Source organism: Microcystis sp. M109S1 (assembly GCF_020247025.1).
Taxonomy (GTDB): Bacteria; Cyanobacteriota; Cyanobacteriia; order Cyanobacteriales; family Microcystaceae; genus Microcystis.
Genome location: NZ_JADBRW010000250.1, coordinates 1 through 12,468 on the forward strand (window position 1 = coordinate 1; position 12,468 = coordinate 12,468).

10 protein-coding genes and 1 pseudogene are annotated in these 12,468 nt (G+C 46.8%); 3 read left to right on the forward strand and 8 right to left on the reverse strand.

Translation table 11 applies throughout. The features are described 5' to 3' along the window. Positions 1-128: pseudogene (locus tag IM322_RS12430) on the forward strand (RNA-guided endonuclease TnpB family protein); the annotation flags it as partial. 62 nt (positions 129-190) lie between these two features. On the opposite strand, the gene IM322_RS12435 reads toward IM322_RS12430, so the two are convergent. After that, positions 191-943: an SAM-dependent methyltransferase gene (locus IM322_RS12435; RefSeq protein WP_287674676.1), complete on the reverse strand. Its 753-nt coding sequence runs from the start codon at positions 941-943 to the stop codon at positions 191-193. Between the two features lie 60 nt (positions 944-1,003). Continuing rightward, complete coding sequence (gene thiO, locus IM322_RS12440) at positions 1,004-2,980, reverse strand: glycine oxidase ThiO (protein WP_287674678.1); 1,977 nt, start codon at positions 2,978-2,980, stop codon at positions 1,004-1,006. A 148-nt stretch (positions 2,981-3,128) separates the two neighbouring features. On the opposite strand from thiO, the gene IM322_RS12445 reads away from it, so the two are divergent. Then, on the forward strand, positions 3,129-3,755 hold the full coding sequence (locus IM322_RS12445; RefSeq protein WP_287674680.1) for a DUF2301 domain-containing membrane protein: 627 nt from the start codon (positions 3,129-3,131) through the stop codon (positions 3,753-3,755). 281 nt (positions 3,756-4,036) lie between these two features. Here the strand turns inward: IM322_RS12445 and IM322_RS12450 are convergent, their stop codons facing one another. The 4 genes from IM322_RS12450 to IM322_RS12465 all read right to left on the reverse strand — a co-directional run bounded on the left by IM322_RS12450 (position 4,037) and on the right by IM322_RS12465 (position 9,583). Beyond that, positions 4,037-5,035, reverse strand: a complete 999-nt coding sequence (locus IM322_RS12450; protein ID WP_287674682.1) for a nitrate ABC transporter ATP-binding protein — start codon at positions 5,033-5,035, stop codon at positions 4,037-4,039. Positions 5,036-5,082: 47 nt separating this feature from the next. Beyond that, on the reverse strand, positions 5,083-7,089 hold the full coding sequence (locus tag IM322_RS12455) for an ABC transporter ATP-binding/substrate-binding protein (protein WP_287674683.1): 2,007 nt from the start codon (positions 7,087-7,089) through the stop codon (positions 5,083-5,085). Positions 7,090-7,229: 140 nt separating this feature from the next. After that, on the reverse strand, positions 7,230-8,057 hold the full coding sequence (gene ntrB, locus IM322_RS12460; RefSeq protein WP_287674685.1) for a nitrate ABC transporter permease: 828 nt from the start codon (positions 8,055-8,057) through the stop codon (positions 7,230-7,232). Between the two features lie 203 nt (positions 8,058-8,260). Beyond that, the gene (locus IM322_RS12465; RefSeq protein WP_287674687.1) at positions 8,261-9,583 is read right to left on the reverse strand and encodes a CmpA/NrtA family ABC transporter substrate-binding protein; all 1,323 of its coding nucleotides are present in this window, start codon (positions 9,581-9,583) and stop codon (positions 8,261-8,263) included. Between the two features lie 1,127 nt (positions 9,584-10,710). On the opposite strand from IM322_RS12465, the gene IM322_RS12470 reads away from it, so the two are divergent. Continuing rightward, complete coding sequence (locus IM322_RS12470) at positions 10,711-11,877, forward strand: cysteine desulfurase family protein (protein ID WP_287674689.1); 1,167 nt, start codon at positions 10,711-10,713, stop codon at positions 11,875-11,877. Position 11,878: 1 nt separating this feature from the next. Here IM322_RS12470 and IM322_RS12475 read toward each other — a convergent pair whose 3' ends face one another. Together IM322_RS12475 and IM322_RS12480 are read right to left on the reverse strand one after the other, a co-directional pair. Then, the gene (locus tag IM322_RS12475) at positions 11,879-12,076 is read right to left on the reverse strand and encodes a hypothetical protein (protein ID WP_286824346.1); all 198 of its coding nucleotides are present in this window, start codon (positions 12,074-12,076) and stop codon (positions 11,879-11,881) included. Positions 12,077-12,265: 189 nt separating this feature from the next. Beyond that, complete coding sequence (locus tag IM322_RS12480; RefSeq protein ID WP_287674691.1) at positions 12,266-12,415, reverse strand: hypothetical protein; 150 nt, start codon at positions 12,413-12,415, stop codon at positions 12,266-12,268. Positions 12,416-12,468 lie beyond the last annotated feature (53 nt).

Sequence of the window (12,468 nt, forward strand, 5' to 3'; positions counted from 1 at the left end):
GTAAAAACATTTTGGCCGCAGGACTTGCGGTGTCAGTCTGTAGAGCGACCATAAGACCAGAACAGATTTACTCTGTTAAGGCAGGTGCGGAACCCCGCAAGGGAAAGAAGCAGAAACCTAAATCGTGAGGTTTGGGAATCGCCGTCCGTTTTACGGCGGCGAGGATGTCAAAAATTGGACGGCTTTTTTTCTAGACCGCTTGCAGAACATAGAAGGTATAACCATAGAAGTTGCTGAATTTCTCAAAAAGTTTCATCTCTTCTTCAGTTTCACGAATAACCGATTGGCTACTTGGGCTGATTTCCAGCTGCTCGATTCGTTCACGGAGAGGTTCATAATAATTTAGCCACCAAACTTGACTTGGCAGCCGATGGGTAGAAAGTACCTTAAAACCAGACCTATTAGCCCGAACGATATTCTCAAACTCATTACCCATCATAGGATAGGCGTTTTGCCAATAGGCCACAGCAGGCTCTGGCAGATCATCAGTAAACCAACTCATCTCCGAGATGACGGCAATAGCGTTGTTAGAAAGAAGAGGTCGCCAGATTTTAAGGGCCTGCTCAAACCCAAGATTATAAGCAGCCCCCTCAGACCAAAGCAGATCAACTGAACCCACTGACCAATCAAGTTTAGCCATGTCACCATGAATTGGAATGATTAAATGCTCAAGACCAAGCTGTTTTGCTCGGGTTTTGAGTTCGTCGATAAAAACCGACGAGGAATCCACTGCCATGACAGGGCTTTGGTAGTATTGTGCCAGCAGTAAAGCACTAGCACCACTTCCACATCCTAGATCGGCAATTCGCCGCTTGAGGGGCAAAATAGAGAGATTGCTCAAAATTTTTAGGGAGAAGTCAGAGTCCCCTGGCCCTTTACGGTCAAGTCCACGGTGTAAATCAGTTAAAGCGGCAACATACTCAGTTTGATTGTCTGTAGTCATAGGGATTTTTGCTGGCTCTAATAGCTGAAAACAGCCAATTCCGGGCTTAAGATCACTGGGTTAGGCGATCGTTCCCGTCAGAGGGGAACTAGGACTAGCATAGGACTTAATCGGCATTCTTCCCGCTAAATAGGCTAAACGTCCCGCTTTTGCCGCCATTCCCATGGCTTGCGCCATCATAGCCGGATTGACCGCCATAGCGATCGCACTGTTAATTAATAAAGCATCGGCCCCCATTTCCATGGCCCGGGCTGCTTCTGAGGGTGTACCGATCCCGGCATCTACTACCACGGGAATTTTGGCCGATTCGATGATAATTGCGATATTTGCCTCATTTTTCAGCCCCTGTCCCGACCCGATCGGCGATCCTAGGGGCATAACCGTGGCGCAGCCAGCCTCCTCTAAACGTTTGGCCAAGAGAGGATCGGCGTTAATATAGGGCAGTACGGCAAAACCTTCTTTAACTAATTGTTCCGCCGCTTGCAAAGTTCCGATCGGATCGGGTAATAAATATTTAGGATCCGGAATAACTTCGAGTTTAATAAAGTTATTGTCTTCCTGTCCCAATAATTTGGCCATTTCTCGCCCTAAACGGGCCACCCGAATCGCTTCTTCGGCCGTTTGACAACCAGCAGTGTTGGGTAACATCCAGATTTTCGACCAATCGATCGCCTCTGCTAATCCCTCATGACCAGGTGCGTTCGTTTGTACTCGTCTAACGGCAACGGTGACAATCTGACATTCGCTGGCAGTAATACTTTCCTGCATAGTGGTCAGATTGGCATATTTGCCAGTCCCAGTCATCAAGCGGGAGTGAAAGGTTTTCCCGGCAATGGTGAGGCGATCATTCTGGGGCGATAAAAGCGCTTGGGGTTTATTCTCAATAATAGTTAAGGACATAGGTGAAATAGTAACGGGTGATGGTTGATTAAAGCGATCGCAACTAAAATGGGTCAAAATGGGATTAACTTTGTCATTAATTACTAGGTCAGCAATCAAGGAAGCAGTGACAGGAGCGAGTAAAATGCCGTTACGATAGTGACCGGTGGCTAAAATCAGGTTATCACAGCTACTACGGCCTAAAATGGGCAATTCATCCGGTGTACCCGGACGGAATCCCCACCACATTTCCTCGATTTCCCAGTCAGCTAAAGGGGGATAGAGACGGGTAGCGCGTTCAAAAAGGGTTTGCAGTCCTTGGGGTGTATTACCCGTTTGCCAGGCGACTTTTTCGGATGTGGCACCGATAATTAAACGACCATTGCGACGGGGAACCAGATAGGTTTGCGGACCGAATAAAACCCTAGCTAAGGTCTGGTTAGGGGGCATTTTTACTGCGGCCATTTGACCTTTGACGGGATGGATAGGGAGGGGTAATAGTTGACTGGCCCAGGATCCCGCCGCTAAAATGTAAATTTTTGCTTCTAATTCCCCAATTGAGGTATAAATACTCTTGACTTTTCCCTGCTTTTGCTGTATGGCGTGGACTTCTATGCCTTGGCGAATTTCTACCCCTAAATTTTCGGCCGCTTGTTGCAGGGCAGTCACTAGCTGCCGGTTGTCCACTTGTCCATCGTCGGGATACCACCAACCACCGATCACATCTTTACCTAGTCCGGGTTGGTAGAGGTGAACTGCATTGCTGTCTAACCAAATTTTATTAACTTCCTCGGTAGTAATAGGCTGATTTTGCTCGTAAACAGGAGCAAGAATACCACAGGGATAGTAACCGCTGTTTATACCCGTTAAATCCTCGATTTTGCGGCTCCATTCTGGATATAGCCAGCGCGATTGCAGACAAAGATCGAGAAAGGGACCCGGGGGAATCCCCTCCGCATGGGGGGCCAACATTCCCGCAGCCGCACGACTAGCGGCCTGAGCTATATCTCGAACTAGGAGGGTAACTTTTGCCCCGCGCAATTGCAAATCGACGGCGATCGCTAATCCGATGATACCACCGCCCACGACCAAAATTTCGCTAGTTGAGTTCTTGACACTCCCACCGCTAAAAGCGAGGGATTCTTGGTTCAACGACATGGCTTAAAAATCTAAAGGAAATGTAACCTTGATCCTAACTCGCAATTAGTCAGCCGAGAGGAGGGAGAAGTGAGGCTACTGGCATAATTCAAGATTAAGATGATTTGTAGTCGATCTTTTCTAAGCTTCCCTTTTTCTTTAGAGCATTATGACTTCCCCTGCTGTCGATCGAGTTTATCAAGGTCAATTCGGAGAGTTTACGATTACGGATAGCGATCGCCTAGGCGTGCGTCTCTACCGTCTGGGGTTAAATTTAGCGGCTTTTAGTTTCGCTGTCGCTACAATTATAGTTCTCACCCGACCGCAATTATTGCCCCTGACTAACCTTTTATACATTGGTTTTTGTCTGGGGTTAGGCATCAGTTTATTGACTATCCATATTTATTTAATTCCCCTCCATCGTCTCCTGCAAGTTTTTTGGCTAATCGGGGTGATTACTTCCCTAATTTTCAGCCTCTATTCTCACCTTTCTCCCCTAGAATTTGTCTATAACCATCCGGTGAGTTTATTCGGTGTCGGCTTTATTTTTGCTAGTCTCACGGGGATTTATTTCAAAGAAGCTTTTTGCTTTAATCGTCTAGAAACCAAGTTTTTAACCCCTCTAGTTCCCACCCTTTTACTCGGTCATCTTTTGGGAATATTGCCCTTAAATTGGGAAAAGGTGCTATTAATTCTCTGGGCGACTTTATTCGTTATCTTTGCTCTGAGAAAGTTAAGCCAACCTCTCCCCAACGATATCGGTGATAAATCGGTCTTTGAACATCTTAATCATTGATGAACTCTCCAGAGATTAATCGGAAAATATTCGGGGAATTAAGAGTGATCAGTAAACAGTAATCAGTAATCAGTGAAAAGACAGTAGGAAACTTCTATTTAATACTGTCATACTAAATCCGGTTATTAAAGACTGATTATTCATTCTCCCTATTGCCTTCTGCCTTTTGCCTGTCCTGATATGTAGCCTATACTCAGCGGATTTAGTATCACTTAAAACTCAAATCTGATAACTGATAACTGATAACTGATAACTGATAACTGATAACTGATAACTGTTACTTATTTGGGGGCCTCGATGGTAGGGGGATTAGTAGTATTGGGAGTCTTGCTAGTGAACATTTGTATTAGACTAAAACCGACAAAAGCGAGTAAGGCTATGCCACCAATAGTAGTAACAATTTTACCCACGAGATTTTCTGTGCGGGGTTCTTCGGGGGCATCCTCGTTGGGATCCTCCGAATGGGCAAAACGATTGTAGAGGAAATCGAGGGCTTCATTGCGGAGTTCGTAGTAACGGGGATCTTCGGTGATTTGGGAACGAACCCGGGGACGAGCAAAAGGCATCTTTAACACCTCACCGATTTTAGCGCTCGGGCCGTTGGTCATCATCACCAAGCGATCGCACAAGAACAAAGCCTCATCGATATCGTGGGTAATCATCAACACGGTTAACTGGTGTTCTTGCCAGATTTTCAGCAATTCTTCCTGTAATTCCTCTTTGGTGATCGCATCTAAGGCCCCAAAGGGTTCATCGAGGATGAGGACTTGGGGACGAATGGCCAGGGCGCGGGCGATCGCAACCCGTTGTTTCATGCCTCCCGATAACTGGGGGGGTTTTTTCTGGGCTGCTTCTGTCAATCCCACTAAGGATAGATTTTCTTCGACGATCTTCACCTTCTCAGCCTGAGTTTTTTGGGGATAAACCGAATTAACCCCGATATAAACGTTCTCAAAGGCAGTTTTCCAGGGCAAAAGCGAATAATTTTGGAATACCATCATCCGGTCTGGTCCTGGTTCCTTAACCTCTTTGTCCTGTAGCAGCACTTGCCCACGACTAGGAGAAGAAAACCCCGCCACCATATTTAAAAGGGTCGATTTACCGCAGCCGGAGTGACCGATAATGCAGACAAATTCCCCCTCATTAACTTGCAGCTCCACACCGTCTAAAACAGTGTAAACCCCTTCGGGGGAGGGGTATTCTTTGGCAACATTACTAACTAATAAAAAAGGCTGGGTAGTGGTGCTGGAATTCACGGTCTTATCGGTAAAAGTTTGCATAATTCGTCCTAGATTTATTCTAAGGTGGGCTTTGCCCACCACAACCATTAATTAGCGACAGGATCATCGAGGAGAACTTCCGAGACGCGATAATCGCGACGGATTGAGAAACGTTCCAGATAGCCGATCGGATCGTCGGGATTGAAAATAAGATGATCAAAGAGGGCGAAACTGTGGCGATCGGGTTCCAAATCGGGAAGGCCCAGAGACCGGCAAGCTTCGCCAAACAGATCGGGACGACGGACGCGTTCAATCACTTCCACCCAGTTGCGGGGGAAAGGCGCGTAACCCCAACGGGCAAGCTGAGTTAGGGTCCATAGGGCCTCACTCCGGCCTGGACAGTTAGCTTGATCGACGTAAAACTGGTTAAATCGGAATAGGGCCTCGGGGGCAGTTCCTAAACCGCGATCGTAACCGTCGAGGAAACCGGGGCGGATAATTGCCCTATCCACGCCCACATACTGGGGCTGACTGAGAATATTAACGATATCTTCTCGATTACGCTGATCATCGCAGTATTCACAGGCTTTAATTAAAGCTTTGACCATGGCGATATGGGTTTCGGGATGTTTCGCCGCCCAAGTTTCCTTGACCCCGAGGACTTTTTCCTGGTGTCCGGGCCAAATATCAAGATCGGTGGCGATAACGTAGCCTAATTTTTCCTGAACGGCGTAGGAGTTCCAGGGTTCCCCCACACAATAACCGTCGATCTTACCTGCTTTTAGCAGGGAAACCATCTGAGGCGGCGGAATTACGGTTAAATTCACATCACTATCGGGATCGATGTCGCCACTAGCTAACCAGTAGCGTAACAGCAGATTGTGCATGGAGGCGGGGTGAACCATGCCGAAAGTGGCGATTTGGTCGGGACTTTGCAGGATGGCATCCTTTAAGTCGCCCAGTTTTTCTACCCCCAATTCCCTGTATTTATTGCTGAGGGTGATGGCGTTACCGTTGCGACTGAGTACCAAAGCGCTAATCACGGGGACAGAGGGCTTATTGCCGGCCCCAATGGTCATGCTGAGGGGCATTCCCGCCACCATCTGGGCCGCATCGAGACGACCGGTAGCTACCCCTTGGGCGATCGCTTTCCAGTTGGGTTCCCTTTGCAGGACAACACCCTCTAATCCTTCCTCGGCGAAGAAACCTTTCTCTTGGGCGATAATAATCGGGGCGCAATCGGTGAGGGGGATAAAACCGATGGTGGGATTGGTTTTCAGTCCAGGAGCCTTGGCTATAACCGTCACCGGCCCGGTTGGTCGACCGACTTTCTTCGATCGCTTCTGTTGGTTGAGGAAATAAACGATCTCGTTACGGAGGGAGTAGTAACTGGGATGGTTAACCACTTCCAAACGATGCCGGGGTCTGGGAATGGGAACATCGAGAATCTGACCGATATGGGCCTCTGGACCGGTGGTTAACATCACCACTCGATCGGATAGTAATAGGGCCTCATCCACATCGTGCGTGACCATGATACAGGTAACGTGACTTTCCTCGACGATTTCCATCAAACGTTCCTGTAAATTGCCTCTGGTTAACGCATCCAGCGCCCCAAAGGGTTCATCGAGTAGCAGGACTTTTGGCCGTAGGGCTAAAGCGCGGGCGATCGCTACCCGTTGTTTCATGCCTCCCGATAATTCTCCCGGTCGTTTGTTGGCAGCATGGCGCAGGTGTACCATATCGATACTATGTTCGATGACACTTTTGCGTTCAGCGGCCGGCAGATGACGCAGCACACGGTTAACTCCTAGGGCGATATTTTCCCGGACGGTTAACCAAGGCAGCAGAGAATAATTCTGGAAGACCACCATGCGATCGGGACCGGGGTCTTTAATTTCTCTTCCCTCTAAAATCACCCCCCCCACCGTGGGGCGATCGAGTCCGGCGACCATATTTAAGAGGGTGGATTTCCCACAACCGGAGTGACCGATTAAAGAGATAAATTCCCCTTTAGTAACGCTGAGATCGATATTTTTTAGGGCGATATATTGACGGCCATCGGGGAGAGGGAAAACCTTATCAATGTGATCGACTTCAATAAATGCAGACATTTTCAGTTATCAGTTATCAGTTATCAGTTATCAGTTATCAGTTATCAGTTATCAGTTATCAGATGTGAGTTTTTAGTTGACTGTTTACTTAAAAAGCTCCCCACACCCTGCCCCCACCGAAAAATTTTTTGCCGCAAACCCTATTTATTTTCTTCGGGTACAACTAATTTAGCGATGTAGGCCATGAGGCGATCGAGTAAGAACCCAACAATACCCACATAAATCAGGGCGAGGATAATTTCACTGATCATGGAACTATTCCAAGCATCCCAGATAAAGAAGCCAATTCCCACGCCACCGATCAGCATTTCCGCCGCTACAATTGCCAACCAAGATAAACCGATACCGATTCTTAATCCCGTGAAAACGTAGGGAACGGTGGCGGGAAAAAGAATATTGAAAAAGTATTCAACTTTGGATAATTTCAGCACTCTAGAGACGTTTTTATAGTCTTGGGGAACCTGCTGTACTCCCACGGCCGTGTTAATAATAATTGGCCAAATTGCTGTAATAAAAATTACAAATATGGCACTAGGTTCGTTATTGCGAAAAGCCGCTAGGGAGATGGGTAGCCAAGCTAGGGGGGGAACGGTACGCAGGATTTGGAAAATCGGATCGATCGCATCATAAACTAGGGCGCTGCTACCGATTAAAATTCCTACGGCGATGCCGACAATAGCCGCTAGGGTAAAACCGACGGCCACCCGTTGTAAACTAGCGAAAATTTGCCAGAATAACCCCACATCCGTGCCACCATTATTGAAAAAGGGATTAATAATTAATTCCCAGGTATCGCTAACCACTTTGGTGGGACTAGGAAGGGGGGCATCGGGACTAAAACAGAGTATTTGCCAGATGGCAAGGAAAATTAATAAAGCAATCGCCGAAGTTGCTAGTTTGGGTAATTTTTTTTGCAGGTCTTTTACCCATTTCGGACCTTGAGAACGACGAGAAATAGAAACAGCCATAATCAGTTATCAGTTATCAGTTATCAGTGGTGGAGTTATGAGTGGTTCAGTGGTTCAGTGGTTCAGTGGTTCAGTGATCAGCTTTGATCTTGGCTTGATCCCCAAGAATTTCAGTTATCAGTTATTAATTACCAGTTATCAGCAAATCATCTTTAACTGTTGACGGGTTACTGATTACTGATTACTGATTAGTGATCACTGATTTAAATCTTCTTGATCTTGAGGGAATCGAGGTAGGCTTGGGGATTTTCGGGATCAAATTTCACGCCATCAAAGAAAGTTTCCACGCCGCGAGAGGTAGAGGTGGGAATTTGGTCGGCGGGAACATTGAGGGCTTTAGCGGCTTCTCTCCAGATATCTTCCCGGTTAACTTTATCAACTAAAGCTTTGATGTCCGTATCGGCGGGAATATAGCCCCAACGGATGTCTTCAGTCACAAACCAAGTATCATGACTCTTGTAGGGGTAGGAAGCGTTATCGCGCCAGAATTTCATGGCTACGGGGCTATTTTCCACTTTGCGCCCGTTGCCGAAGTCGATATTGCCCTGAGCGCGGCCGAGGATGTCTTGAGGATCGATCTTCAGCCATTCCCGTTTCGAGATGATTTCGCACATCTCTTTGGTATTGGCGGGATCATCACACCACTGTTGTGCTTCGATAATCGCCATCGTTATCGCCTTTGCGGCCTGGGGATGTTTTTCCACCCAATCGGCGCGCATGGCGAAGGCTTTTTCCGGGTGATCTTTCCAGAATTCTCCGGTGATCAGGGCAGTGTAACCGAGGCCTTTGGAGACGAGTTGGGCGTTCCACGGTTCGCCGACACAGAATGCGTCCATCGTGCCGACTTTCATATTGGCCACCATCTGCGGCGGGGGAACGACGATGAGGGAGATGTCATTATTGGGATCGATGCCGCCCGCAGATAGCCAGTAACGCATGAACAGGTCGTGGTTGCCCCCCGGAAAGGTGACGGCAGCTTTCATTTCTTTGCCGGCAGATTTCGCTTTGGTGAGGGTTTCTTTGAGTCTAGAACTGTCGAGGTCGAGTTTTAAATCCGCATGGGATTTGGAGATCGATATCGCCTGGCCGTTGGTATTCAAACGCGCCAGAATATACATCGGTACGGGCTGTTTGGTGATTTTCCCCGTGGTCATTAGGTAGGGCATGGGGCTGAGGATGTGGGCTCCGTCGATGCCGTTTCCCGCAGAACCGAGTTCGAGATTATCCCGCGTCGCCGCCCAAGAAGCTTGTTTCATCACTTGCACATCGGGCATCCCGTGTTTAGTGAATAAACCTTTTTCTTTAGCAATAATTAAAGGTGCAGAGTCAGTCAGGGCAATAAAACCTAGTTTAGCGGTGGTGACTTCGGGAGTTTCTCCACCCGCAACGGGGGAAGCGGCAGGACTGCCGGCGGGGGAGGGACTGGTGGCGGTATTATTGGGAGTGGCGCAACCGTGGAGAATTGCTGTTCCTACGGCAGTTGCCCCGGCAGTGAAGATAAATCTACGTCTAGAAAGTTTACTCATGGACTAAAAAATCGTGATTAGAAACTAAACAAAGGTGATGAAACGGTGAAAAATTCTCATGACTTCCCCTAACTGACCGCGGTGATAACCGAGAAAATTTCTTTAAAGTAACTGTTGATTCAGTAAGGAGGCTGTAACTATTTTTATCTCTTGATCGCTTTTGCTTGTCCATCTAGGGAGATTTAGCAATAGTTTTTGTCTAAGAGATTTTTTCCGGAAGCATAACAGTTTTGAGGAGTCGATAGATAGGGGCGGTTTTTAGTCATCTGGGCTGGAAAGATCACTTTATTTCAGGGTTATTACCGAAGTAATTAACTTAAATTTACAGTCTTCAACGGGAAAGATAGTATAGATTGTTACAAAATATTGCTGGTCATGTCATAAAAGCATAAAAATTTGTCGGAAACGCATGGTGGGGCGATGGGGGTTTTTTAGCTATTTTGACTCAGTTATCAGATTTGAGTTTGCCGTTCACTGATTACCGGTTAATGTTTACCGATGACTGAAAAATCGCCGCAAGTATTAGCGACGCGACCAGCTTGAGACAATCTCTGTTATGCTTTGGAACTTGCCAAGGGCAAAAGCATATTATTATCGATCGATGTTTCCCCTTGATTAGATGCTTAGGGATATTGTCAATAGTGGGAGTTAGTCATCTGTGCCTATTTGATCGTTTGTCTTGATCACGATACTTTTAATCCTTCTGTCGCACCTATCCCAGACTCTTATCAAAAACTGGCTCTCCGGGATTCAGGAAAGGTCCGAAAAAATCTCTTAAATAACCTTCAATTATTCTACAGCGTTTTATCTGTTTTCATTTCATTTTAAGATGGCTCAAAGTTTCCCCGTTCCTCACTATCTTTCGGGTTTACTAGGCTTTTAGAACGGTTTTATGACTTTGATTGTTTACGATATTTGCTCTGTCTTTGGGATGACTTTTGCTGGTCTTCTGCCGAGATTGACACAAGAGAGGTAAAATCGACTCTGTGGGGATGCTTTAACCGGCATCTCTGTTTTTTGACAGGGGAAGATTTAACTGCCCCGACAATCGATCGAGTGTTAAACCTAAGCCGCTAAACTGAACATAGCTGCTTGCCCTTGCTTCTTATCGGCCAGATTGTAAAATAATGCAAATTTATCTTGACTATAGCGCCACTACCCCCACTCATCCCCAAGTAATCGAGCGGGTTGCCACTATTCTCCAGCATCATTGGGGCAATCCCTCCAGTTTACACACTTGGGGACAGGATACGGCGACAGTCATCGAAATGGCCAGAGAACAGGTAGCAGGGTTAATTAATGCCAATCCAGACCAGATTATCTTCACTTCTGGCGGCACAGAAGCCGATAATTTAGCGATTATCGGGGTCGCTCAACAGTATAACCGCCCCCGTCATATTATTATTTCTAGTGTGGAACATTCGGCGATCGCTGAACCCTGTAAACAATTAGAGCAGCAAGGTTGGCAAATTACTCGTCTTCCCGTCAATCGTCAAGGTAGGGTCGATCCTTTAGACCTAAAAGCCGCAATTCAAAGCGATACGGTCTTAATTTCCATTATTTACGGACAAAGCGAGGTGGGAACCCTACAACCGATTGAAGAATTGGGCAGCATTGCCACAGAGAGGGGAGTTCTTTTTCACACCGACGCGGTGCAGGTGGCGGCAAGATGCGATATTGATGTGCGAAAACTGCCCGTAGATTTATTATCTCTTTCTAGCCATAAAATTTATGGAATGCAAGGATCGGGAGCTTTATACATCAGAGCGGGTGTCGATATTTTACCATTACTGCGGGGCGGTGGTCAGGAAAAAGGTCTGAGATCGGGAACCCAAGCCGTACCAGCGATCGCATCTTTCGGTTTAGCGGCCGAATTAGCCCAAAAAGATTTAATTAGCGAAAAAATGCGTTTAATGGCCTTGCGAGATCGATTATTTGACCTCTTAGCCGATTATCCTTATCTGCTGCCCACGGGAGACCGATTCTATCGTTTACCCCACCACGTCAGCTTTATTGTCCGTCCGGACGATGACAGTCACATCACGGGAAAACAGCTAGTTCGTCAGCTTAATTTAGCAGGAATCGGCATTAGTTCTGGAGCCGCCTGTCATAGTGGCAAACTTTCCCCTAGTCCAATTTTAAAAGCTATGGGCTACAGCGATCGAGAAGCATTGGCGGGAATTCGCTTAACCCTGGGAAGGGACACCAGCGCCGCCGATATCGATTGGACGGCTCTAGTATTAAAACAAGTGATCGATCGCTGTTTATCTGCCTTAATTGTTAGCAAGAGTTAGTTTATCCCTCAAATTGCCCTTCGATCAAGATAATTTCGCCAAAATCGGGAATCCATGCCACCCAACGGCCCTGATCCTGTTCACAGAGTAGTAGCGCTTCATCAAAGCTGTAGGGAGAGGGAAGCATTCTTAGTTGTACCCATGTATTTGCTTGGGGGCAAGTAACAACGGCAGTAGTGCGGGATTGTAGTAAGGACATACACAGATCACCCTGATAATTCTGTATCTAAATTTACAAACAAACCGATGACTGTGGGTAACTTTGTTTTAAATCTTTACCTTTTCAAGGGTGTGGGGTTTTATACTAAATCCGTTGAGTATAGGCTACTTATGAGGACAGGCAAAACGCAATATGCAATAGGCAATAGAGGAAATAGATAATCAGTTTTTAATAACCGGATTTAGTTTTAGCCATTTTCATCTGTAACTGAATTTTCTGGCCGATTACGCCATTGACATCCTCACCGCCGTAAACGGACGGTGATTCCCAAACCTCACGATTTAGGTTTCTGCTTCTTTCCCTTGCGGGGTTCCGCACCTGCCTTAACAGATTTACTCTGTTCTGGTCTTATGGTCGCTCTACAGACTGAC

Excerpts from the sequence above, each read along its gene's own strand:
- IM322_RS12465 (WP_287674687.1), bottom strand. The coding sequence starts at position 9,583 with ATGAGTAAACTTTCTAGACGTAGATTTATCTTCACTGCCGGGGCAACT.
- IM322_RS12445 (WP_287674680.1), top strand. The coding sequence starts at position 3,129 with ATGACTTCCCCTGCTGTCGATCGAGTTTATCAAGGTCAATTCGGAGAG.
- IM322_RS12450 (WP_287674682.1), bottom strand. The coding sequence starts at position 5,035 with ATGCAAACTTTTACCGATAAGACCGTGAATTCCAGCACCACTACCCAG.
- IM322_RS12435 (WP_287674676.1), bottom strand. The coding sequence starts at position 943 with ATGACTACAGACAATCAAACTGAGTATGTTGCCGCTTTAACTGATTTA.
- thiO (WP_287674678.1), bottom strand. The coding sequence starts at position 2,980 with ATGTCGTTGAACCAAGAATCCCTCGCTTTTAGCGGTGGGAGTGTCAAG.
- IM322_RS12470 (WP_287674689.1), top strand. The coding sequence starts at position 10,711 with ATGCAAATTTATCTTGACTATAGCGCCACTACCCCCACTCATCCCCAA.
- ntrB (WP_287674685.1), bottom strand. The coding sequence starts at position 8,057 with ATGGCTGTTTCTATTTCTCGTCGTTCTCAAGGTCCGAAATGGGTAAAA.
- IM322_RS12475 (WP_286824346.1), bottom strand. The coding sequence starts at position 12,076 with ATGTCCTTACTACAATCCCGCACTACTGCCGTTGTTACTTGCCCCCAA.
- IM322_RS12455 (WP_287674683.1), bottom strand. The coding sequence starts at position 7,089 with ATGTCTGCATTTATTGAAGTCGATCACATTGATAAGGTTTTCCCTCTC.